Origin of the sequence: Parafrankia discariae (genome assembly GCF_000373365.1) — a bacterium.
GTDB classification, from domain to species: domain Bacteria; phylum Actinomycetota; class Actinomycetes; order Frankiales; family Frankiaceae; genus Parafrankia; species Parafrankia discariae.
The window spans coordinates 202,457-225,568 of record NZ_KB891102.1 but is presented as its reverse complement, the minus strand read 5'-3'; the positions used below and the strand labels follow the sequence as shown (position 1 = coordinate 225,568).

Annotated in this window: 22 protein-coding genes and 1 tRNA gene; 21 read left to right on the top strand and 2 right to left on the bottom strand. The window is 73.0% G+C overall.

Features of this window, described 5'->3' with window-relative positions; translation table 11 throughout:
* Positions 1-513 precede the first annotated feature (513 nt).
* The 9 genes from B056_RS0100920 (at position 514) to der (ending at position 9,675) form a co-directional block, all read left to right on the top strand.
* Positions 514-1,503, top strand: coding sequence for a ParA family protein (locus B056_RS0100920; protein ID WP_018500019.1), 990 nt, complete (start codon positions 514-516; stop codon positions 1,501-1,503).
* A gap of 129 nt (positions 1,504-1,632) precedes the next feature.
* Entirely contained in the window at positions 1,633-2,322 is a 690-nt protein-coding gene (locus tag B056_RS0100915; RefSeq protein ID WP_018500018.1) for a M50 family metallopeptidase, read from the top strand.
* Between the two features lie 69 nt (positions 2,323-2,391).
* A complete protein-coding gene (locus tag B056_RS0100910; RefSeq protein WP_018500017.1) occupies positions 2,392-3,483 on the top strand; it encodes a segregation and condensation protein A in 1,092 nt (363 codons plus the stop codon).
* Positions 3,480-4,187 (top strand): SMC-Scp complex subunit ScpB, encoded by a 708-nt coding sequence (gene scpB, locus B056_RS0100905; RefSeq protein ID WP_018500016.1) that lies wholly within the window; start codon positions 3,480-3,482, stop codon positions 4,185-4,187. The genes B056_RS0100910 and scpB overlap by 4 nt, the downstream gene beginning before the upstream one ends.
* On the top strand, positions 4,184-4,963 hold the full coding sequence (locus B056_RS0100900; protein WP_018500015.1) for a pseudouridine synthase: 780 nt from the start codon (positions 4,184-4,186) through the stop codon (positions 4,961-4,963). Before scpB ends, B056_RS0100900 begins: the two co-directional genes overlap by 4 nt.
* Positions 4,960-6,159, top strand: coding sequence for a prephenate dehydrogenase (locus B056_RS0100895; RefSeq protein WP_018500014.1), 1,200 nt, complete (start codon positions 4,960-4,962; stop codon positions 6,157-6,159). Before B056_RS0100900 ends, B056_RS0100895 begins: the two co-directional genes overlap by 4 nt.
* A gap of 303 nt (positions 6,160-6,462) precedes the next feature.
* On the top strand, positions 6,463-7,194 hold the full coding sequence (cmk, locus tag B056_RS0100890; protein WP_020572247.1) for a (d)CMP kinase: 732 nt from the start codon (positions 6,463-6,465) through the stop codon (positions 7,192-7,194).
* On the top strand, positions 7,191-8,159 hold the full coding sequence (locus tag B056_RS0100885; protein ID WP_018500012.1) for a lysophospholipid acyltransferase family protein: 969 nt from the start codon (positions 7,191-7,193) through the stop codon (positions 8,157-8,159). The genes cmk and B056_RS0100885 overlap by 4 nt, the downstream gene beginning before the upstream one ends.
* 112 nt (positions 8,160-8,271) lie before the next feature.
* A complete protein-coding gene (gene der, locus B056_RS0100880) occupies positions 8,272-9,675 on the top strand; it encodes a ribosome biogenesis GTPase Der (RefSeq protein WP_018500011.1) in 1,404 nt (467 codons plus the stop codon).
* A gap of 234 nt (positions 9,676-9,909) precedes the next feature.
* On the opposite strand, the gene B056_RS0100875 is transcribed toward der, so the two are convergent.
* Positions 9,910-9,983 (bottom strand) — tRNA-Pro (locus tag B056_RS0100875).
* A gap of 143 nt (positions 9,984-10,126) precedes the next feature.
* Positions 10,127-10,642 (bottom strand): hypothetical protein, encoded by a 516-nt coding sequence (locus tag B056_RS0100870; RefSeq protein WP_026239184.1) that lies wholly within the window; start codon positions 10,640-10,642, stop codon positions 10,127-10,129.
* A gap of 375 nt (positions 10,643-11,017) precedes the next feature.
* Here B056_RS0100870 and B056_RS0100865 point away from each other — a divergent pair, with 375 nt between their 5' ends.
* The 12 genes from B056_RS0100865 to B056_RS0100805 all read left to right on the top strand — a co-directional run bounded on the left by B056_RS0100865 (position 11,018) and on the right by B056_RS0100805 (position 23,105).
* A complete protein-coding gene (locus tag B056_RS0100865; protein WP_018500009.1) occupies positions 11,018-11,890 on the top strand; it encodes a class F sortase in 873 nt (290 codons plus the stop codon).
* A gap of 751 nt (positions 11,891-12,641) precedes the next feature.
* Positions 12,642-13,685: a C40 family peptidase gene (locus B056_RS0100860; RefSeq protein WP_018500008.1), complete on the top strand. Its 1,044-nt coding sequence runs from the start codon at positions 12,642-12,644 to the stop codon at positions 13,683-13,685.
* Between the two features lie 203 nt (positions 13,686-13,888).
* On the top strand, positions 13,889-14,491 hold the full coding sequence (locus tag B056_RS0100850) for a CDP-alcohol phosphatidyltransferase family protein (protein ID WP_020572245.1): 603 nt from the start codon (positions 13,889-13,891) through the stop codon (positions 14,489-14,491).
* A gap of 26 nt (positions 14,492-14,517) precedes the next feature.
* The gene (locus B056_RS0100845) at positions 14,518-17,034 is read left to right on the top strand and encodes a sugar phosphate nucleotidyltransferase (RefSeq protein WP_018500005.1); all 2,517 of its coding nucleotides are present in this window, start codon (positions 14,518-14,520) and stop codon (positions 17,032-17,034) included.
* Positions 17,035-17,101: 67 nt separating this feature from the next.
* On the top strand, positions 17,102-18,016 hold the full coding sequence (locus tag B056_RS0100840) for a DUF881 domain-containing protein (RefSeq protein WP_018500004.1): 915 nt from the start codon (positions 17,102-17,104) through the stop codon (positions 18,014-18,016).
* Positions 18,013-18,363: a small basic family protein gene (locus B056_RS0100835; RefSeq protein WP_018500003.1), complete on the top strand. Its 351-nt coding sequence runs from the start codon at positions 18,013-18,015 to the stop codon at positions 18,361-18,363. The genes B056_RS0100840 and B056_RS0100835 overlap by 4 nt, the downstream gene beginning before the upstream one ends.
* A gap of 197 nt (positions 18,364-18,560) precedes the next feature.
* Positions 18,561-19,196 carry a DUF881 domain-containing protein gene (locus B056_RS0100830; protein ID WP_230202772.1) on the top strand — a complete coding sequence of 212 codons (636 nt, stop codon included), beginning with the start codon at positions 18,561-18,563 and terminating at the stop codon, positions 19,194-19,196.
* 114 nt (positions 19,197-19,310) lie between these two features.
* A complete protein-coding gene (gcvH, locus tag B056_RS0100825; protein ID WP_018500001.1) occupies positions 19,311-19,691 on the top strand; it encodes a glycine cleavage system protein GcvH in 381 nt (126 codons plus the stop codon).
* A 407-nt stretch (positions 19,692-20,098) separates the two neighbouring features.
* Positions 20,099-20,644, top strand: a complete 546-nt coding sequence (locus B056_RS0100820) for an FHA domain-containing protein (RefSeq protein ID WP_020572244.1) — start codon at positions 20,099-20,101, stop codon at positions 20,642-20,644.
* A gap of 16 nt (positions 20,645-20,660) precedes the next feature.
* A complete protein-coding gene (ftsR, locus tag B056_RS0100815) occupies positions 20,661-21,476 on the top strand; it encodes a transcriptional regulator FtsR (RefSeq protein WP_018499999.1) in 816 nt (271 codons plus the stop codon).
* 159 nt (positions 21,477-21,635) lie between these two features.
* Positions 21,636-22,121: a bifunctional nuclease family protein gene (locus B056_RS0100810; RefSeq protein ID WP_018499998.1), complete on the top strand. Its 486-nt coding sequence runs from the start codon at positions 21,636-21,638 to the stop codon at positions 22,119-22,121.
* A gap of 357 nt (positions 22,122-22,478) precedes the next feature.
* A complete protein-coding gene (locus tag B056_RS0100805) occupies positions 22,479-23,105 on the top strand; it encodes a MerR family transcriptional regulator (RefSeq protein WP_154676765.1) in 627 nt (208 codons plus the stop codon).
* The last annotated feature ends 7 nt before the right edge of the window (positions 23,106-23,112 follow it).

Here is a 23,112-nt window from a genome sequence, read left to right as displayed (position 1 = left end):
GACGTCAGCCAACACCCGACCGTCATCTCACCGCAATGTCGGCGGGTAACCGGGTCCCGGCGGTAACCGGGTCCCGCCGGGTGACGGGGGAGCGGCGCTGTGCCCGCGGCGTCGGCCCGGCGGCTGCGCGCGGGTCGAATCTGTGTTCGGCCGCGCGTCGGCGTGCATGACGGGTACCTGGAGCGCAGGATGAAGTACCGCAGATATCACCGCGAAACGCGCCGGGTGGGCACCGAAGTTCGAGTCACACATGAGGCGAGGAACGCGACACGCCGACTGGCGGGCCCCGAGGCCACCGATACCGGGTCCAAGTCGGTACGCTCCAACCGGTCCGTTTCTGCTCGTCACAGGAGGAGACCTCCGCCGGGAAGCAGTAACAGCCGACGCAGTAACAGCTGACGCGGTATCAGCCGATGCGGACGCACCCGACGCTGAGGCACCCGGAGCAGAGGCACCCGAACCAGAGACATTCGCGCAGGGACTGTCCGAGCAGTCGTGAGGAGCAGGTACACCGTGGTCCGTTCCGACTCCGCCGCGGTTTCCGGTCCGCCGGGCCGCCGCTACTACGGTGAGGTGACGGTCGGCGAGCCCCGCCTGTCCGAGGACGGCCGGCTTGAGGTCGGGGGCGAGGAACCCGACGAGGGCGTCGGCAAGCCCGGTCCGACCGGCCGCCCGATGCCGGTGTTCCCCGTCCCGGCTCCGCTGACCACACACGGCCCCGCGTGGGTCGTCGCCATGTGCAACCAGAAGGGTGGCGTAGGCAAGACCACGAGCACGATCAATCTGGGCGCCGCGCTCGCCGAGTACGGCCGGCGGGTGCTGCTCGTCGACTTCGACCCCCAGGGCGCGCTCTCGGTGGGCCTGGGCATCAACCCGATGCAGTTCGACGTCACCGTGCACGATCTGCTGCTCGGCGGCGACGCGGACATCCAGGACACCATCGTCGAGACCCAGGTCGAGAACCTCGATCTGCTGCCCAGCAACATCGACCTCTCGGCCGCCGAGGTGCTGCTGGTCACCGAGGTCGGCCGCGAGCACAGCCTGGCCCGCACCCTCGCCCCGGTGATGGACGTCTACGACGTCATCCTCATCGACTGCCAGCCGTCGCTGGGCCTGCTCACGGTCAACGCCCTCACGGCCGCCGACGCCGTCATGGTCCCGCTGGAGTGCGAGTACTTCGCGCTGCGCGGGGTGGCGCTGCTCCTGCAGACCATCGACAAGGTGCGCGAGCGGCTGAACTCCCGCCTGGAACTCGCGGGCATCCTGGCGACCATGTACGACGCCCGTACCCTGCACGCCCGCGAGGTGCTCGCCCGGGTCGTCGAGCGGTTTCCCGACGAGGTCTTCCACACGGTGATCAACCGGACGGTACGGTTCCCGGAGACCACCGTGGCCGGGGAACCGATCACGACCTACGCGCCGACCTCCGTCGGTGCGGCCGGATACCGTCGGCTGGCCCGGGAGCTCATGGCGCGCTACGCGACGCCGCCCGCGGTCGGGTGACCCGGGCCGGCCCGCCCGGCTGACCTCTCGGCCAGCCGGCGGGCCGGCCAGCCGGCGGGCCGGCAGGCGCAGCGGGACCCGGTCGGCGGGTCTCGGGTAGGACGACGGATCGGGGACGGACGACAAGCCGTGCTGTTTCACCTTGCCGAGCCCGCGGCGCTGCTCGGGATCGTGCTCGCCTTCGTCATCGGCATCGTCGTCCACGACGGCGCGCAGATCCTCGCGGCCCGGCTGGCCCGCGACCCGATCCCGAGGCGCTCCGGGCGGCTGACCGCCGGGGTGGGCACTCAGCGGATCAGCCCGTTCAGCTGGGTCGGCGTGCTCATCGGCGGGGTCGGGTGGGCGGAGCCGATCCGGATGAACGACGTCTGGCGCAAGCGCCGTTTCCACGTGGCCGCCGCCCTGCTCGCGGGTCCGCTCTCCTACGCGCTGCTCGCGCTCGCGTCGCTCGCCGGCGCCCGCGCGCTCACCCGGCGCGCGGTGATCGACACCGGTGACCGGGCGGCCGAGATCGTCGGCGGCACCTTCTCGGTGGAGCTGCTGCTGTGGATGGCGATCACCTTCGGGTCGCTGTGCATCCTCAGCCTGGTCCCGGTGCCGCCGACGGACGGCGGGCGCATCCTGTTCCTGCTCGGCCCGCAGTCCGAGGGCTGGCGCAAGGCGAACTACAAGCTCACCGAGGGCAACCTCGGGGTGGTGATCATCCTTGCGGTGATCATTCTTCCGGTGCTGTTCCCCGGGTTCCCGTCGGTGATCGGCCAGTTGATCTGGCCGCTCACCCGCGGCCTGGGCTCCCTGATCGGGATGGAGCTGCCGTAGCCGGACGCCCTGGTGGATGCGTCCGGTGCGCACGTCGGGACGATACGTCACAGGGCGTAACGTGTCCGTATGAGCTCGTCCGGGACAGACACGGCCACCGGCGTGGGCGTGCTCGGCCCGGCGGTGGCCGACCCGGCGGTGGCTGAACCGGCGGCTTCCGGGTCGACCGGGCGCGGGGAGCCCTCCGCGAAGGCCGTGCCGACCGCGCGCGGTGGGCGCACCGAGCCGTTCGTCGTCGAACTGGAGAACTTCTCCGGCCCCTTCGACCTGCTGCTCTCGCTGATCGCCAAGCATCGGCTGGACGTCACCGAGGTGGCGCTGTCCCAGGTGACCGACGAGTTCGTCGCGCACATCAGACGGCTGGGCAAGCACTTCGACCTCGGTCAGGCCACCGAGTTCCTGGTGATCGCGGCGACGCTGCTCGACCTGAAGGCCGCCCGCCTGCTGCCCGGCGCGATCTCCGCCGACGAGGCCGAGGACCTCGCTCTGCTGGAGGCCCGTGACCTGCTGTTCGCCCGGCTGCTCCAGTACCGGGCGTACAAGGAGGCCGCCGCGATCTTCACCGCGATGATGGCGCTGGAGTCGAGGTTCGTCCCCCGGGCGGTGCCGCTGGAGCCGCGCTACGCCGCCGCGCTGCCCGAGGTGCAGATCAGCATCGGGCCGTCCGAGCTCGCCGCGCTCGCCGCCCGGCTGCGTGAGCCGCCGCTGCCCCCGCAGGTCGCCACCGACCACGTCCACCTGCCCCGGGTCAGCGTCCGCGAGCACATGATCGCGGTGATCGGGATGCTGCGGGAGCTGGGTGCCGCGTCGTTCACCGCGCTGTGCGCGGGCCTGGCCGAGACGATCGAGGTCGTCGCGCGCTTCCTGGCCCTGCTGGAGCTGTTCCGGGAGGGCCGGATCGTCTTCGAGCAGGAGCGCCCGCTCGGTGAGCTCATCGTCCGCTGGGTCGCCCGCCCGGAGGACGACGACCGTCCGGTCGGTGCCTCGCTCTACTCCGGCGAGGACGAGCCGGACGAGCCCTTCGCGCCTCCGGCGGGCACCGCCTCCGCGGGGAGCGCCGGTGCGGGAACGGGTGCCGGAGCGGGCGAGGGCACCGGAGTCGAGGACGATCCGCTCGACGGCCGCCGCCGGCCGAGGCGACCGAGGAGGCCGACCACGTGAGTGCTGATTCCACCAACGGGCCGGTCGGCGCCGCCGGCTCGGCCGGCACCGACGGGCCCACCGGCACGGGCACGTCCGCCGGCCCGAACGGATCGGCGGGGGCGGTTCCCGCGCCCCGGTCGCCGGGCCCGCGGGTATCGTCGGCTCCGCCCGCGGGCGACCGGCCGTCCGACAGCGCGCTCGTCGAGGCCGTCCTGACCGTGGCGGAGCACCCGGTCGGCGTGGCCGAGTTCGCCACCGCGCTCGACATCCCGGCCCGGCGGGTCGAGGCGCTGCTCGCCGAGCTCGCCGCGCAGTACGAGCGGGACGGGCGCGGCTTCCGGCTGCGCCACGTCGGCCGGGGCTGGCGGCTGTACACGGCCGACGAGTGCGCGCCGTGGGTCGAGCGCTTCGTGCTGGCCGGCCAGTCCGCCCGTCTCTCCCAGGCCGCGCTGGAGACGCTGGCGATCGTCGCCTACCAGCAGCCGGTCAGCCGTGGCCGGATCTCCGCGGTGCGCGGGGTCTCGGCCGACGGCGTCATCCGCACCCTCACCGCCCGCAACCTCGTCGAGGAATGCGGCCACGACCACGAGTCGGGAGCCATCCTGTACCGCACCACCGACTACTTCCTGGAACGCATGGGCCTGCGCGACCTGGACGAACTGCCCCCGCTGGCACCCCTGCTGCCGGGTGTGGACGATGTCGATGACATCGTGGCGTCATGAACGGCACCGAATCCGAGTCCCCCGGCGCCCGCCACCGGGACCCGGCGTCCGAGGGCATCCGCCTGCAGAAGGTGCTGGCCTCCGCCGGCATCGGCTCCCGCCGGCACAACGAGGAACTGATCGACTCCGGTCGCGTCCGGGTCGACGGCGAGGTGGTCCGCGAGCAGGGCCGCCGGGTCGACCCGGAGACGGCGGTGATCGAGGTCGACGGCGAGCGGGTCGTCACCCGCACCGGGCTGGTGCACCTGGCGCTGAACAAGCCGCGCGGTGTGCTGTCGGCGATGTCCGACGACCGCGGCCGGCCGACCATCGCCGACTTCCTCACCGAGTTCGGCTCCGTCGGCCTGTTCCACGTCGGCCGGCTGGACGGCGACAGCGAGGGCCTGCTGCTCGTCACCAACGACGGCGATCTCGCCCACCGGCTCACCCACCCGTCCTTCGGCGTGCCGAAGACCTACCTGGTCGAGATCAGCGGCCCGGTCCGCCGCGACGTCCCACGCCGGCTGCGCTCGGGGGTCACCCTGGAGGACGGCCCCGTGTCGGTCGACGCCGCCCGGATCGTCGACATCGCCGCGTCCCGGGTCATGATGGAACTGACCCTGCACGAGGGCCGCAAGCACGTGGTGCGCCGCATGATGGAGGCCGTGGGGCACCCGGTGCACCGCCTCGTCCGGGTCTCGTTCGGCCCGGTGACGCTCGGCACGCTGCGGGCCGGCCGGGCCCGCCATCTCACCCGGCATGAGGTGGGGGCGCTCTACAAGGCGACCGGGCTGTGAGTCGCGGCGAGCCCTCCGAGCCCCCCGCGGCGGCCGGGCGGTTCTCGCCGCCCTACGTCCGCCCGGGGGTCGAGGCGGCCGCGGCCGATCCGCCGGCGTGGGATCCCGCGCACCTGCCCGAGCTGCGCCGGGTGGCCGTCGTCGGGTCCGGGCTGATCGGCACGAGCATCGGGCTGGCGCTGTCCGGGCGCGGCGTGCAGGTGTTCCTGCGCGACTGCGACGACGCCCAGGTGAAGCTCGCCGAGGCGATGGGCGCCGGCCGGCCGTGGCAGGGCGAGCGGGTCGACCACGCGGTGATCGCGACGCCGCTGCCCACCGTCGCCGCCGAGCTGCGGGACCTGCAGCGCGGTGGCCTGGCGACGACGGTCAGTGACGCCGGCAGCGTGAAGGCCCGTCCGCTGGTCGAGGCCGTCCAGCTCGGCTGTGATCTCGGGGCCTGGTGTCCGGCCCATCCGATCGCCGGGCGGGAGCGACATGGAGCGGTGTCCGCCCGCGCGGACCTGTTCGCCGAACGGGTGTGGGCGGTCTGCCCGGTGGCCCACACCGGCGCGGCCGCCATCGCGGCCACGGCCGCCCTCGCCCTCGCCTGCGGCGCGACGCCGGTGCGCACCACCCCCGAGCGCCACGACGCGGCGATGGCCGTCCTCTCGCACGTCCCGCAGCTGGTGGCGAGCGTGCTCGCCGGGAGCCTGCTCGATCTCGACTCGCACGACCTGCCGTTCGCCGGCCAGGGCTTCCGGGACACGACCCGCCTCGCCGACAGCGACCCCGTCCTGTGGGCGTCGATCATCGAGGGCAACCGCGGGCCCATCGCCGAGCGCGTGCGCCTGCTCGGGCGGGAGTTCACCCACCTCGCGGACGTGCTCGCCGAGGGCACCCGCGACGAGGCGGTCGAGGCGGTCACGACGGCGATCCACGGCGGGCGGCGCGGCCGGTCGCTGCTGCCCCGCAAGGCCGGCGCCCGGGCACTTCCGTGGGGCTGGGTCGGTGTGGTGCTCGACGACCGGCCCGGCCAGCTCGCGGCGCTGTTCGCCGTGATCGGCGAGTGGGACGTGAACATCGAGGACGTCGGGCCGTTCGAGCACAGCCTGGACGCCCCCGCCGGCATCGTCGAGATCGCGGTCGATCCGGACGGCGCGGACGGACTCGTCGAACGGCTGACGCGGGCCGGATGGACGGCATATCGGCGCTCGTGACGGACCAGCGAGTAGCCTGAGCCGGGTTGGCCGTCCGGCAGGTGTTCCAGGGACCATCAGCCCGGGACTTCCGGCCCGGAGACAGTCGGGGTGAGCGCGCCGCGCCGCCCCGGCCGCGACCGGGCCGTCGGCCCGGGTCCGAGACACCACCGGCCTGGCGTGGACGAAGGAACATGCGGGTCGCACAGACACGCGTCCGGACGGAGGAGACGGGTGAGCCCCGACGACGGGTCCGCTTCGCCGGGGGCTTCGGCCACCGGTAGCCACGACGATGCTTTCAGGACGGGGGGGCCCGCGACGACGGTGGCGCCCTCCGTACCGGGCCCGGTGACCGCCGGGGCCGCCCCCGCCGGCCTCGTGGTCGCGGTGGACGGCCCCGGCGGCTCCGGGAAGAGCACTGTCTCCCGGGAGATCGCGCGCCGGCTCGGCCTGCGCTACCTGGACACCGGAGCGATGTACCGGGCGGTCACCCAGGTCGCCCTGGAGCGCCGCATCGACATCGAGGACCCGGCCGCGGTGGCCGAGGTCGTCGAGCGCACCGTCCTGACGGTCGGCACGGACCCCGACCACCCGTCGATCTCCGTCGACGGGGTGAACGTCGACGAGCAGATCCGCACCCGGGCGGTGACGAACGCGGTGAGCGCGGTCGCCGCGGTGCCCGCCGTGCGGGCTCGGCTGGTCGCGCAGCAGCGCGAGATCATCGCCGAGAACCTCGCCGCCGGCGGCATCGTGGTCGAGGGCCGCGACATCGGCTCGGTCGTCGCGCCGGACGCCCCGGTCAAGGTCTTCCTCACCGCGTCCACCGAGGTACGCGCGCTGCGCCGGTCCCGGCAGCTGGGGGAGAAGGGCGTCGACGACGTGGCCCGCACTCTGGCCGAGCTCGACCGCCGCGACGCCCTCGACAGCTCGCGCACGGTCGACCCGCTCTCCATCCCGGCGGGCGCGATCGTCCTCGACTCCAGCGCGCTGTCGGTCCCCGAGGTGGTGGACGAGGTCCTGCGCCAGGGCGAGCACGTGCTCGCCACGACCTCATGACCGCCGCCGACGGCCGGCTCGACACGCCGGACGGACCGGTGGCCGATCCGGTGGCCGGGACCGACGCTCCCGCGGAGCCCGCGGCGAGCGAGCCCCCGGCGGCGGAGCCGGGCGCGGTCGAGTCGGTTCCGGTCGAGTCGGCCGTGGTCGAGTCGGTTCCGGTCGAGTCGGTTCCGGTGACTCCGCCCACGGGCGAAGTCGAGCCGGCTCCGAAGGCCGTCGAGCCGGCGACGGGCGGGGGCCGGGCCGAGCGGGTCCGGCCGGCGACCTCGGCCGGGGCACCGGTGCACCGCGGCGCCGCGTCGAAGCCGTTCAACGACATCACCCACCGCGTGCTCAAGCCGCCGGTCCGCCAGGTCCTCAACCACCTGGTGATGAACGTCGTCCACGAGGGCTGGGAGAACGTCCCGCACGGCGAGCCGCTGATCTTCGCGGGGAACCACAGCAGCTGGATGGACGGGCCGCTCGTCGTCATCGAGGCGCCGCGCACCGTGCGGTGCCTGGTGAAGTCCGAGATGTACAAGGGCATCCTGGGCCGGCTGCTGCTGTTCGTCGGCCAGATCCCGATCAACCGCGGCCGCCCGGACCGCGACGCCCTGCACACCGCGCTGGACGAGCTCTCCCGCGGCGGCGCCATCGGCGTCTTCCCCGAGGGCACCCGGGGCAGCGGCGAGATGGCCGCCGTCCAGCACGGCATCGCGTATCTCGCCGTGCACGGGCGCTGCCGTGTCCTTCCCGTGGCCTGCATCAACACCGGTGCCGCGCTGCCCCGGGGCGCCAAGTGGCCGCGCCGGTCGGTGAAGGTCCGGGTGGTGTTCGGCAAGCCGTTCGAGGTGGAGGTGCCGGCGAACCCGCGCTCCCGGCGGGCGCTGGCGGCCGTGGCGGAGGACATCCGGGTCCGGCTGGCGGATCATCTGGCGACGGTGCGTGCCGGCGAGAGTCGGGATTCGTCCGCGGCGGAGTAAGTTCTACCGGATCGCTGTTTGTTCCGAGTGCGCCGGACGGGTCCGCCGTCCGCGGAAGGACAGCTCGCAGCCAGTTCACCGAGATGTCCAGCCCAAGCGGAGTGCAGCCGTCATGAACACCGAAGATCTCGCCGCGTCCGTCGATGACGGCACTGTCGACGACAGGACTGTGGGCGCCGCCCTCCCGCTGGCGGGCGGGCAGCCCGTCCTCGCCGTGGTCGGCCGACCGAACGTCGGCAAGTCGACGCTGGTCAACCGCATCCTGGGCCGCCGGGCGGCCGTCGTCGAGGACGTCCCCGGCGTCACCCGTGACCGGGTCGCCTACGACGCGGTGTGGAACGGCCGCCGGTTCACCCTCGTCGACACCGGCGGCTGGACGCCCGACGCCCGCGGCCTCGCCGCTCGGGTCTCCGACCAGGCCCGCGCCGCGCTCGACACCGCCGACGGGGTGCTGTTCGTGATCGACGCCACCGTCGGCGCGACCGACGCCGACGAGGCCGTCGCTCGGGTGCTGCACCGGTCGGGCCGGCCGGTGATCCTCGCCGCGAACAAGGTCGACGACGCCCGCGCCGAGGCCGACGCCGCCGCGCTGTGGAGCCTCGGGCTGGGCGAGCCGTACCCGGTGTCCGCGCTGCACGGCCGGGGCAGCGGCGATCTGCTGGACGCCGTCCTCGCGGTACTGCCCGAGGCGCCCCGTGAGCGGTTCACCGAGGAGGACGGCCCCCGGCGGGTGGCGCTGATCGGGCGGCCGAACGTCGGGAAGTCCAGCCTGCTCAACAAGCTGGCCGGCAGCGAGCGCTCGCTGGTGCACGACGTCGCCGGCACGACCCGCGACCCGGTGGACGAGCTCGTCACCGTCGGCGGCGAGACCTGGATGTTCATCGACACCGCCGGCCTGCGGCGGAGGGTGAAGGAGGCCTCCGGCGCCGAGTACTACTCGTCGCTGCGCACCGCCTCCGCGCTGGAGGCCGCCGAGGTCGCGATCGTCCTGCTCGCCGCGGACGAGCCGGTCACCGAGCAGGACCAGCGGATCATCAGCATGGTCACCGAGGCCGGTCGGGCCCTCGTCCTGGCCTTCAACAAGTGGGACATGCTCGACACCGAGCGCCGCCTCGACCTGGAGCAGGAGATCGACCGCGAGCTGGGCCGGGTGGCCTGGGCGCCCCGGGTGAACATCTCGGCCCGCACCGGCCGGGCCACCGACCGGCTCGCCCCCGCGCTGCGGACCTCCCTCGACTCGTGGGGAACGCGCATCCCGACCGGGCGCCTCAACGCCTGGATCGGCGAGGTCGTGGCGGCCACGCCGCCGCCCTCCCGGGGCGGGAAGCTGCCGCGGGTGCTGTTCGCGACCCAGGCCGGGGTGCGCCCACCGCGCTTCGTCGTGTTCACCACCGGTTTCCTGGAGCCGGCCTACCGGCGTTTCCTGGAGCGCAAACTGCGTGAGGACTTCGGCTTCGCCGGCACCCCCATCGAGATCTCGATCCGGGTCCGCGAGCGGCCCGACCGCCACCGCTGACCTCTCCGCCGGCCGCGGCCGGGAGCCGCGTCGGCGGCGTGGCCGCGCGAAGTGAGTTGTCTGAGCTGTTCTACGCGCTGGTGGGGCAACTCGCTTCGGTCCGGGGGCGGTGACACCCTCGAAGTGAGTTGGCTCAGCCTCTCCGTAGGCCGCTGAGTCAACTCACTTCGGAACAGGCCCGCTCATGCGAAATGCCCCCTCCACCGAAGATCGGTGGAGGGGGCATTTCTCGTGTCGGGACGACAGGATTTGAACCTGCGACCCCCAGACCCCCAGTCTGGTGCGCTACCAAGCTGCGCCACGTCCCGTCCTGACGAACGCTACCCTACCGGAGATGCGGCGCTGTGACGGGGGTCGATCTCGCACATCGACTCAGGTCGTCCCGGAGGATCGGCCGGCGTGAGCTGACCACGCCGGCCGATCCGTCCTAGGCGCCTGGGGAGCGGTCGGTTCAGATCGATCCGTGGCCGCGGCGGCGCATGCCCGCGCCGATCAGGATGGCGCCGAGACCGGCTCCGGCGATCGGCAGCAGCGGCGAGTTGCCGCCGTCCGCGGTACCGCCACCGCCCGCGGCGGCGCCGCCGACCGGGGCCGCGCCGACGCCGACGCCGACACCGACACCGGCGACGACGCCGACCGGGCAGTCCCTGTCCCTGTCCTTGTCCTTGTCGTCGAACCAGTCGTCGTCCTTGTCCCTGTCTCTGTCCTTGTCCCCGTCCCTGTCGTCGACGAAGGCACGGGCTTCCTTGTCGCCTTCGTGGTCCTTGTCGTCCTTGACGGCGTCCTTGTCCCTGTCGTTCTTGTCGCCGAAGATGTCCCACTCCTCGGACTTCTTGTCGTCGCACCGACCCTTGTCATCGAAGATGTCGGCGTGCGCGGCCGTCAGCCCGGGTCCGAAGGTGACGATGACGGTTGCCGCGCTCGACATGGCGAGAAGCGCGGCTCTCCGTCCCATTCCCTTCCTCATCTGGTCCCCTCTCTCACGCATGGTTATTGCCTCGTCACTGCGAGTGACACCATAGCGAGGAGTGGTCGGGATGGGACGCAGCGAGACGGCGTGGTGCGACGGGTCCGAACGGGCCGCGGCCGCGACCGGCACGAGACCGGCATCCATTGCGGGACATGGGCTGAGCTGCGCCGCGCGACCGCCTCGCCCCTCCTTGCTGGATGTGGTCCCGGCGTGGGTCGTTCGCGTTGTGCGACGCGACGCGCGGCTACGCTCCGCTCTCTCTTGGGCTCGATACCATCACCTTGTGTAGTTACTGATGGGTCGGTGTCGGTGGAAGGTCGCTGGACGGAGACAGTCGTGAAGCTCGGAGCGACGGAGCGGTCGCCAGTGCGTATGACGTTCTCCCGCCTGCTGCTCGTCGCGGGCGCGGTGCTGATCGTCGGAAGTGGTTTCCGGCTGACCGAGTCCGACCCCGCCCCGCCCTCGAACACCGAGCGGGTCGACCTCGGCGGCCTCGGCGGCGCGATCGGTCAGGCCGGCGCGCCGGGCAAGTCAGGGGCGCCGGGCACACCAGGAGCGCTCGGCGGCTCGGCCGCTGCCACGCCGGTGCCGACGCTCCCCCCGGTCGTGGTCACGGACCCGACGCGGGTACGGATCCCGGCGATCGGAGTGGACGCGGCGATCGTCCGGCTCGGGCTGAACGCCGACGGCTCGCTGGCCGTGCCGAAGAAGTGGCAGGAGGTCGGCTGGTACGACCGGGGCCCGGCGCCCGGCGCGCTCGGTCCGTCGGTGCTGGTCGGCCACTACGACTCGACCTCCGGGCCGGCCGTCTTCTACCGGCTGCGGGCGTTGCGTGCCGGGGACCAGATCGAGGTCTCCGCGCCGACCGGGCTGCTCACGACGTTCACGGTCGACCGCACGGAGGACGCGTCGAAGAAGGCCTTCCCGACCGACAGCGTCTACGGACCGGTGAACCGGCCGGAGCTGCGGCTGATCACCTGCGGCGGGGCGTTCGACGAGGACACGAAGCACTATCTGAGCAACCTGATCGTCTACGCGCACGCGAACAGCCCGCCCGCGGCGCCCGCGGCGCCCGCGACGGGCCCGGCGGGCCTCCATCCGCCCGGCGTCTCGGCGCCGCCCGCCGGTGCCCCCGCCCCGGCAGCTCCGGCGCTGCCGGCCCCGGCCGTCCCCGCCCCGGCAGCTCCGGCGCTGTCGCTGCCCGCTCCGGCCCCGGCCGTCCCCGGGCCGGCCCCGGGCGGCTAAGCCGGCCGGGCGACCTTTCGTCGGAAGTTTCGTGGTAGCCCCAATGTGCTTTGCGGGTGCCCCGCGCGGGTACGCCCGCCCCCCCACGAAGGTCGAGCCGGCCCCGCCCATTCTGTTTCACGCATATTGCCCGGTGGGGCTGCGCTGACCCGCGCCCGGCCTCGCCCGGAGCCGTCGGAAGCCATAAGGCCACGTCCGGGGCGGTCCGGCGGCCCGTCCGGGGCCGTTCCGGGGGAGGTCGTCCCGATCATCCGCCCGGCCGGTGCCGGAAGCCCGAATGCCTATACCAGGAAGGCATCCGGGGTCTCTCCCCGGGTGCCGGCGCGGCTCGTTCGCCCCACGCCCGCCGGGTGTTGATCCGACGGAAAGTAAGCGGGTATTTCCGGGTCGTGATCGAACCCTCGCGTTCCGGGAAGGTGGGCGATTGTTGTGAGGGGGGTGATTGTCGGGCATGTGCTGAAGTCCACTATCTTCAACATCGGCACCTGCGTGCACAGCTATTCGAGAGTGCCGAGCACCGTCCGATGTATGTAAAGCGTCGAGCCGAAGCGCCGTGTCCTGCCCCCGGCCCGACGACCCCCCCGAGACAGGCGGGGCAGGACGAGGGACCTCGGCGGTCCCGGTGACCGGGCGATCCGTCCGGCCGTCGGACGGCCGATCGGTCCCGCCGGCCGTCCGGGCCGGCGGGTCGGTGTGCGATGCCGAGCGCGGCAGAGCGCCTCGTCGGCGCCAGTAGAGAGAAGGACACGCGTTGCCCCGTCGTGGAATTGCCTGGCTGCCCGAGGACTGGGAGCAGTTCGTCAAGGGGCGGCAGCGCCCCTCGAACGCCCGATCGGGTACGGGCGCCCGGCGGCGCACCTCCCAGCCGCCGCGCCGCGCGGCGACGATCGCCGCGTTCACCACGGGCACGCTCGCGGCCTCGACGGCGGCCTTCGCCGCCACGGTGCCGGCCACCCCGGACGGCACCGCGTCCATCGATCCGGGCGCGACCCAGACGGCCTCCATGCTGCCGGGCCAGGGCGGGACGGTCGAGCCGGACGCCGCGGCCGCCGCTGTGCCGCTGGCGGGGGCGATCGCGTCCTCCGAGCCGATGTTCACCAAGGTGCAGCTGACGGCGGACAACACCACGGTCGCGCCGAACGCCCCGGTGGTGCTGACCGTGCGGGCCAATGAGGCCAGCGGCGCTCCGCTGGCCAACCAGCGGGTCCGCATCGTCGTGGTGAACGGGCCGAAGTGGCAGACCTCGACGGCACTGACGACCGACACCAACGGCCAGGCCCAGATCACCGCGCGGCTGCTGACCACCACGACGATCACCGCCGTCTTCGATGGCACGAGCGCGCTGCGGCCCTCGCTGGCCGGCGCGGCCACCATCACGATCAAGGCGCCGGCCGCTCCCCGCGCGACGGTCAGCCAGGCCATCCCCTCGGTGATCCCGGGCAGCTCGATCGGGGAGAAGGCCGTCTACCTGGCCTCGCTGCAGAAGGGCAAGCCGTACGTGTGGGGGGCGGAGGGCCCTTACTCGTTCGACTGCTCCGGCCTGGTCCAGTACGTCTTCAAACAGCTCGGACGCTCCCTGCCGCGCACCGCGCAGGGCCAGTACAACGTGTCGACCCATGTGCCGCAGTCCGGTAAGCGCCCGGGTGACCTGATCTTCTACGGGACCGAGGGCAACATCTACCACGTGGGCATCTACGCCGGGAACGGCTACATGTGGGCCGCGCCGCAGACCGGCGGTGTGGTGTCGCTCCGCCCGATCTACAGCTCCACCTACAAGGTCGGCCGGATCATGTGACACCCGGGGTGGCCCGGGTCGGCGACTCCTCCAGCTGGACGCGGGTGCTCCGCACCACGCCGGGCCGGGGCGGCGGCGACCACTCGGCGACCCGGTCGGCGCGCATCCGCTAGCGTCAGAGCCGACGACCCACGTCCGGTGGTCGGCGCGCGAGCCGTCGGCGTCCGTCTTCGTGCGGCCGGGTCGGGGAGGAGGGACGCGGCGTGACGGCCCAGACGCAGGCCTCCGACCGGATCTGGACTATTCCCAACGTGCTGTCCGGTCTGCGCCTGCTGGGTGTCCCGCTCTTCCTCTGGCTCGCGCTGGGCCCGGAGGCGGACGGTGCCGCGCTGGGCGTGCTCGCCTTCGCCGGCGTCAGCGACTACCTGGACGGCAAGCTCGCCCGGGTGCTGAACCAGACCAGCCGCCTCGGGGTGGCTCTCGACCCGCTGGCCGATCGGCTCTACATCCTCGCGACCATCGTCGCGCTCACCCTGCGCGACATCGTCCCGCTCTGGTTGGCGCTGGCCCTCGTCGGTCGCGACGTCGCGCTGTTGGGCCTGGTGCCGGTGCTGCGCCGGCTCGGGGTGGGCACCGCGCTGCCCGTCCACTATCTCGGCAAGGCGGCCACTTTCAACCTGCTCTACGCCTTCCCGCTCCTGTTGCTGTCCGCCGGCGACTCCTGGCTGGCGACGGCGGCCCGCCCGCTCGGGTGGGCGTTCGCCATCTGGGGTATCGCCCTCTACTGGTGGTCCGGCCTCCTCTACGCAGAACAGGCCCGCCGGTTGGCCGGGGAACGCGCCCGCCTGGCCGGGGCGCGAAAATAGGGAGGTAACCCTTGAGAGCCGTCGTGATGGCGGGCGGCGAGGGCACCCGGCTGCGGCCGCTGACCGCGAACCTGCCGAAGCCCCTGCTGCCGGTCGTCAACCGCCCGATCATGGAGCACGTCCTGCGGCTGCTCAAGCGGCACGGTTTCGACGAGACCGTGGTGACGGTCCAGTTCCTCGCGGCGATGATCCGCAACTACTTCGGTTCCGGCGACGAGCTGGGCATGCACCTCTCCTACGCGACGGAGACCACGCCGCTGGGCACCGCGGGCAGCGTGAAGAACGCCGAGGACGCCCTGCGCCACGAGCAGTTCCTGGTCATCAGCGGGGACGCCCTGACCGACATCGACCTGACCGACCTCGTCGCCTACCACCGGGCGCAGGGCGCGCTGGTCACCGTGGCGCTCAAGTCGGTGCCCGACCCGCTCGAGTTCGGCATCGTGATCACCGGCGAGGACGGCCGGATCTCCCGGTTCCTGGAGAAGCCGACCTGGGGCCAGGTGTTCTCCGACACCGTCAACACCGGCATCTACGTGATGGAGCCGGAGGTCCTCGACCACGTCCCGGCCGGCGAGGCGGTCGACTGGTCCGGCGACGTCTTCCCCCGGCTGGTCGCCGCCGGCGCCCCGGTGTTCGGCTACGTCGCCGCCGGCTACTGGGAGGACGTCGGCACCATCGCCAGCTTCCAGCGCGCCCAGGCGGACGTGCTGAACCGGCAGGTCGACGTCTCGATCGGCGGGTTCGAGGTGTCCCCGGGGGTGTGGATCGGCGAGGACGCCGACGTCCATCCCGACGCCATCCTCAAGGGCCCGCTGGTCGTCGGCGACTACAGCAAGGTCGAGGCCGGTGCCGAGCTGCGCGAGTTCACCGTGCTCGGCAGCAACGTGGTGGTGAAGCGGGGGGCCTTCCTGCACCGGGCGATCGTCCAGGACAACGCGCTCATCGGCCCGCGGACGAACCTGCGCGGCTGCGTGATCGGCAAGAGCACGGACGTGCTGCGGGCCGCGCGCATCGAGGAGGGCGCGGTCATCGGGGACGAGTGCGTCATCCAGGAGGAGGCGTTCGTCTCCCACGACGTCAAGGTCTACCCGTTCAAGACCATCGAGGCCGGGGCGGTCGTCAACACCAGCGTCATCTGGGAGTCGCGCGGGCAGCGGTCGCTGTTCGGTCCGCGCGGGGTCTCCGGGCTGGTCAACGTGGAGATCACCCCGGAGCTGGTGGTCCGCCTGGCCAGCGCGTACGCGACCACGCTGAAGAAGGGCTCGACCGTCACCACCGCGCGGGACGGCTCGCGGGCGGCCCGGGCCCTCAAACGGGCCGTGATCAGCGCGCTCACCGCGGGCGCGATCAACGTCCGTGACCTGGAGGTGGCCCCGCTGCCGGTCGCGCGCTTCGACGTGCGCACCTCGGACGCGGCCGGCGGGATCATGCTGCGCTCCAAGCCGGGCGACGCCGAGCGCATCGACATCGTCTTCCTCGACGCCGACGGCGACGATCTCTCCCCGGCCGCGCAGCGCAAGCTCGACCGGGTGTTCACCCGGCAGGAGTTCCGCCGGGCCTTCCCCGGCGAGATCGGCGACCTGCGCTTCCCGGCGCGCACCGCCGACGTCTACACCCAGGACCTGCTCGACCGGGTGGACACCAGCGGGCTCGCCGAGGCGGATCTCAAGGTGGTCGTCGACCCGTCCGGGGGAGCGGCGTCGCTGCTGCTGCCCACCCTGCTCGGCCGGCTCGGCGTCGACGTGCTGACCGTCAACGGCCGGCTCGACGAGACCTACCCCGAGCCCGGCGCCGAGCAGGAACGCCGTGCCCTGGACCGGCTGGGGGCGCTCGTGGCCAGCTCACGCGCCGCGTTCGGGGTCCGCTTCGACCACATCGGCGAGCGGATCACCATCGTCGACGAGCGCGGCGACCTCATCAGCGACGAGCGGGCGCTGCTGGTCATGCTCGACCTCGTCGCGGCGGAGAACCGCGGCGCCCAGGCGGCGGTGCCCGTCACCACCACCCGGGTCGCCGACCAGGTGGGGGACTTCCACGGCCTGACCGTGCGGCGGATGTCGATGTCCGGCTCCGAGCTCTCCCGGGTCGTGCAGGCCGAACCGATCGTCTTCGCCGCCGACGGCCGGGGCGGGTTCGTCGTGCCGGAGTTCGCCCCGGTGATCGACGGCCTGGCGGCGTTCGTCCGGCTGGTCGCGCTGGTCGCCCGGACCAGGCTGACGCTGAGCGCGATCGACGCGAGGATCCCGCCGGTGGCGATGGTGCGGGCGTCGGTGCCCACGCCGTGGGCGGAGAAGGGCACCGTCATGCGCCGCGTCGTCGAGTCGGTGGACGTCGACTCGGGCGACCAGGTCGACACCACCGACGGGGTGCGCGTCGTCGGCCCGGACGGATCCTGGGTGCTGGTGCTGCCTGATCCGTCCGAGGCGGTGACCCATCTGTGGGCCGAGGCGGCGGATCTGGGCGACGCGCAGCAGCTGGTGCGCCGGTGGAGCGCCGTAGTGGAGACGGTGCCGCCGGAGCAGGCTCCCGTCACCCGTCCGTGACCGGTACGGCCTGCTGGCGGCGGAACGCGACGGGTGTGCCACAGCGGCCGGCCGGCCGTCGGCGAGAATGCCGGATGTGCACGGACGGACACGGCTGACCACGCGCCCGGGCGGGGGCGGCCCTCCGGCGGGCGGCCCTCCGGCGGGCGGCACCGCGACGGGCGGCACCGCGACGACGGTGTTCGAGCGGATCGCGGCCGAGGCGCTGGAGCCCGGCTACGCGCGCGCGGCCGGCGCCCGCGGCGGCGGGTGGGCCGGGCGGTTGCTGCTGCCCCTGACCCTGCTGCTCGCGGGCCTGCTCATCGCCCTGAGCGTGCGCCAGGCGGTCGACGCCGGGCCGTCCCGGGAGCGGTTGCGGGCGCGGCTGAGCGCCGAGTACGAGACCCGCTCCACCCACCGGGACGACCTCGCCGCCTCGGTGGCCGTGCTCCGCTCCGCCACCGAGGACCTGGTGAACCGGCGTCGGACGGCCGACGGGCTCTGGGCGGCCGCGAAAGCCGAGATCGACGCGCTCGCGGCGCCGGCCGGTCTGGCCCCGGCGCGCGGTCCCGGCGCGCGGGTGACCCTCGCCGACCCGTCGGCCGGGCCGCCCGCCGACGCGGGCAATCCGCGCCCGGCGGCGCAGGGCCCCGACGGCCGGCTCGCCGACCACGACCTGGCCGACATGGTGAACGCGCTGTGGGCCACCGGCGCCGAGGCCGTCGCCGTGAACGGGATCCGGCTCACCGCGCTGAGCGCGGTGCGCGCCGCGGGCGACACGATCCTGGTCGGTCTGAGTCCGGTCGAGGCACCCTACGTGGTCGACGTGGTCGGGGACCCTGACACGATCGTTCCCGGGGTGGGCGCCGCGGCGGTCACCGTGCGGCTGCGCACCCGGATGGGCGCGCCACCGAACGCCGTGACCGTCGCCCGCCTGGACGACGTCACCGTGCCGGCGGCACCCAGCCCGAGCCTCCGATACGCCCGAGGGAGCGGATCTTGACCCGTGAAGGTGCGATCACCGGCCTGTTCGCGCTCGTTGTCGGCGTCGTCGTCGGGCTCCTCCTCGCGCCGAAACCCCCGACCTGGCTGGACCCGTACCTGCCGGTGGCGGTGGTCGCCGCGGTGGACGCGGCGGTCGGGGGCCTGCGCGCGGCGCTGGAGCGGGTCTTCTCCGACCGTGTCTTCGTCGTGTCCTTCCTGTCGAACGTGCTGCTGGCGGTGGCCCTGGTCGCGCTGGGCGACGCGCTCGGCGTCGGCGGCGCGATGTCGACCGCGGTGGTCGTCGTCCTGGGCATCAGGATCTTCACCAATGCGAGCGCGGTCCGGCGATCGCTGTTGAAGCTTTGATCGGCGATCCGCCGCCCCGCGGTCCGCGGCCTCCCGTGCCGCCACCCGGCGAGCCGCCACCGCATGAGCCACCGGACATCACGGGGCCGGCCGCCGACGATCCGGTGGTCGGGCATCCGACTGTCGGGAAGACGACGGCGCGTGGCCGCGGCTCCCGGGGGCGACCGCTGCGGTACGCGACCATCTTGTTGCTCGCGGTGCTGGGGTTCGGTGCCGCCGTGATGATCCGGATCGCAGACTCGTCCGAGCGCCTGGCTGCGGCCCGGCCCGACGAGCTCGCCACCGAGCTGGAGAACATCGCCGTCGCCGGGCGGCGGCTGGAGGTGGAGGCCACCGGCCTCGAACGGACCCGCGCCGCGGTCGCCGACGGCGCGCGCGGCGACGCCGACCTCGACCGGGCCCGCCACGAGGCGGAGGCCCTGGCGGTGCTCGCCGGCACCGGCCCGGCGATCGGGCCCGGGGTGACCCTCAGGATCGACGACCCGCGGGGGACCGTCGAGGCGTGGATCCTGGTCGACGCGCTGCAGGAGCTGCGGGACGCCGGTGCCGAGGCGATCGAGCTCTCCGGTGTCCGTGTTGTGGCCTCCACCTACATCGTCGACGCTCCCGGTGGCGGGATGACCGTGGACGGTGGCAGTGTCGCGCCGCCCTACGAGCTGCGCGTGGTGGGGGACGCGCACACACTTGCCCAGGCAATGAGGATTCCTGGCGGGGTGCTCGATACGGTAGCTACCCGGGATGGCACGCATGCTGAGGTCACGAATTCGGATCGGATCGAGATCAGGGCGCTGCGGGCCGCCCCGACCCCCCGTTTTGCCCGTCCAGCCGGTTGAGGGGCGTGTCCCGCGACGACGTGGTCGCGGTGGGCGCCGGCCGTCCGGGCGGTCCCATGTGTCCGTCGACGCCCGTGCCGGCGCTCGGCACCACGACCGCAGGAGGCGATTCCGGTGTACCCGGACGACCTGAAGTACACCCGTGAGCACGAGTGGGCCCGGGCCGACGGGAACACGGTGCGGGTCGGTATCACCGCGTACGCGCAGGAGGCGCTGGGCGACATCGTCTTCGTGTCGCTGCCCGAGGTCGGGCAGGCCGTCTCCGCCGGCGAGCCGTGCGGCGAGGTCGAGTCGACCAAGAGCGTCTCCGACATCTACGCGCCCGTCTCCGGCGAGATCGCGGCCCGTAACGAGGCGCTCGTCGCCGCTCCGGAGCTGGTGAACTCCGACCCCTATGGGGAGGGCTGGCTGGTCGAGGTCACGGTGGTGGACCCGGCCGTCCTCGACGACCTGCTCGACGCCACCGCCTACCGCGAGCACGTCAAGGAGCAGTAGCCGCGGAGCAGCAGCCACGCGGAGGTTCCGTGGCCGGACTGTCATCGCGGGATGGCCACTTCCGAGGGCGGGCGCGGTCATTGGTCGGTGCTGTGGGCATCGGCCGGTTGCGCCCTGTCTCGTCCGTTGTCAAGTGAAGGGCGACCACCGCCCGCGTGCGGTGGCCGCCACGCCGAACAAACACCCGACGCACCCTTTTCACGACGGTGCGCCTGATGCACTAGCCTCGGAGTGCGCCGTGACGGCATCGGCCGCGGCCACTGCCGCGTTCTGCCGTTCGCGCGGGGTGAATGCCTGGTCACACCGGGTCAAACCCCCTGTTGGGGAACATTCCTGCCGCCGTGAGGGCGGCGGACCGAGCGGCCGGGCTCCCGCCTGCGGGCATCCGGCAGGAAGCGGACGAGACTGTGTTCTGCACGAGGTGCGGCCAGCAGAACCCGTCCGACGCGCTGTACTGCGCGCGGTGCGGGTCGCCTCTGGTGCGTCCGGGCGAGCCCGTGGCGCCGGAGCGGCCCGCGGAGCAGACGTCGACGCTCAACCTGGCCGCCGCGCTCTCCGGCATCGAGGGCGACCACGTCGACGAGTCGACCGAGCGCGACGCCGTCGCCGCCGTCGACGCGCTTCCGCCCGGCTCGGCCCTGCTGGTCGTCAAGCGCGGCCCCAACGCGGGCAGCCGGTTCCTGCTCGACGCCGATCTCACGACCGTCGGGCGCCATCCGGAGAGCGACATCTTCCTAGACGATGTCACCGTCTCCCGGCGGCACGCCGAGTTCCACCGCTCGCCCTACACCAAGGGATTCTCCGTGCGTGACGTCGGCAGCCTGAACGGCACCTACCTGAACCGGGAGCGGATCGACTCCGCGGAGCTCACCGGCGGCGACGAGGTCCAGATCGGCAAGTTCCGCCTGGTCTTCCTGACGGGCGCGACCTACGGGGGGGTCGGGGTTCGGTGAACAGGTCCACGACGAGGTGAGCGGCGGCAGCAGCGCCGCGGCGGAACCCATGCGTTCGTCCGGCCGCGCCGACGAGTCCCGGCTGGGCTCGTCGCGGCGGGGCGGCCCGGGGCAGCGGCCCGAGGATGTCGCGAAGACCCTGAACATCGGCGAGGTGCTGGACAGGCTGCGCACCGAATATCCGGACATCACCCTCTCGAAGATCCGTTACCTGGAGTCCGAGGGGCTGGTCGAGCCGGCGCGCACCAGCGCGAACTACCGGAAGTACTCGCTTGACGACGTCATGCGGCTACGGCACGTGCTGCACGCGCAACGTGAGCGCTATCTCCCGCTGCGCGTGATCAAGGAGGAGCTCGCGGCGCTCGACCGGGGTGACACCCCGCTGCCCCGGACCGGCCCGCGTGCCGTGCCCGACCGGCCCACCGCCCGGGGGCTGGACGGCCTGCTGGGCGCGGAGCGGGTCCGTCTGTCCCGCCGCGAGCTGCTCGCCGCCAGCGGCCTCGACGACGACTCACTGGCCGAGCTGGAGGGCAACGGGCTCGTCGGCCCGATCGCGGGCGGCGGCTACTACGACTCCGACGCCCTGCTGGTGGCCCGTACCGTGGCCCTGCTCGCGGCGCACGGCGTCCAGGCGCGGCACCTGCGTGCCGCCCGGGCCGCGGCGGATCGTGAGGCAGGTCTCATCGAGGCGGCGGTCGCGCCGCTGCGGTCCGGTCGCCTGGCGGAGTCGGACGGCCGCGCCGTGGAGACCGCCGACGAGCTCGCCACCCTGCTGGTGCGCATGCATGCCGCGCTGTTGCGGACCCGATTGGCCGGCAGCCGGCCAGGTTAGCGGGGCATGGTCACCCAAAACGGCGCCATCTTCCACGGAAAGTGAGAACTGGCGGGCGCGCTGACGCGGGGCGGTAGCGGGGATACTGTCTCCCCGTGGGGTTTTCTGGCTCCGGTCACAGCGTCCCGCCCTACCCCACCTGCGCTAGGAGGTAGATCGGTGCATCGGCTGGACATCGTCGGCGTGCGTGTCGAGCTTCCGTCGAAGCAGCCGATCGTTCTGCTCAAGGAGGTGGGCGGGGAGCGATATTTGCCGATCTGGATCGGCGCGGTCGAGGCGACGGCGATCGCCTTCGCCCAGGAGGGCATCACCACGGCCCGGCCCATGACCCACGACCTGATGCGGGACGTGCTGCGGGCGCTTCAGACGGAACTGACCCAGGTCACCATCACCGACCTGCAGGACGGCGTCTTCTTCGCCACGCTGGTCTTCGGTAACGGCGTGGAGGTCTCCGCCCGCCCCTCGGACGCGATCGCCCTGGCCATGCGGATGGGCGTGCCCGTGTACGGGGTCGAGGCGGTGCTGGCCGAGGCCGGGATCACCGTCCCCGAGGAACAGGAACAGGAGCAGGAGAGCGAGCTGGAGAAGTTCCGGGAGTTCCTGGACACCATCTCGCCGGAGGACTTCAACACGCCGGGCTCCTGAACCAGGCTCGGAGGGCCGCGGGGCCCCCGGTGACACGCCGGATGTGAACCCGTGCGGGGTGGCTCGTCCGGTTGGGCGCACACTTGTCCTGGTGCGGCCAGCATGTCCGCTGGACTACGGACACGCTGGCTTGGATCATTGAAGGGACGATGCCCCGCCCCTACGGTCGGGCGAACCGGCTGTCCAGCCGGTGCGTCGGCCAACGCGGGGACGCGACGCCGCTCACCGCCGGGGGCGGCCACGGCGCCCCGCCGCTGACGCGACACGGGGCCGGTGGGCGGGTGGCGCGGCGCCGGTGTGGCGGTGTCGTCAGCGGGCGGGCCGTGAGGCTCCCGGACTGTCCGGAGGATGGGACTGGTGAATGGTGGCATCTCGATGGGAGCGGCCGCGCGAGTGGCGCCGGACGAGGCTGATCCCCCCTGGGCGGACGCCGAGCCGGCGACCATGATCGAGCAGGGTCAGCTCTTCGGCGACGAGATCCCGCAGCCGCCCGGTGACGACGTCGGCTACCGCGGCCCGACGGCCTGCTCGGCGGCCGGCATCACCTACCGCCAGCTCGACTACTGGGCGCGCACCGGCCTGGTCGTGCCCAGCGTGCGCGGGGCCAGCGGTTCCGGCAGCCAGCGCCTCTACTCGTTCCGTGACGTGCTGGTCCTGCGGGTCGTCCGCAAACTGCTCGAGGCCGGGGTGTCGCTGCAGAACATCCGGGCCGCCGTCGACCACCTGCGGACCAGGGGAGTGGCGGACCTCGCCCACCTGACCCTGATCAGCGATGGTTCGACCGTCTACGAGTGCACCTCGGACGACGAGGTGATCGATCTGGTCCGGGGCGGTCAAGGCGTCTTCGCGATCGCGGTGGGGCGGGCGCTGGAGGACATGCGCGGCCAGCTCGCGGAGCTGCCCTGCGAGCGCCCGGGCACCCCGGCGGCGACCCACCCCGGCGACGAACTGGCCAACCGCCGGCGGCGGCGCAGCTCGGCCTGATCGCCAC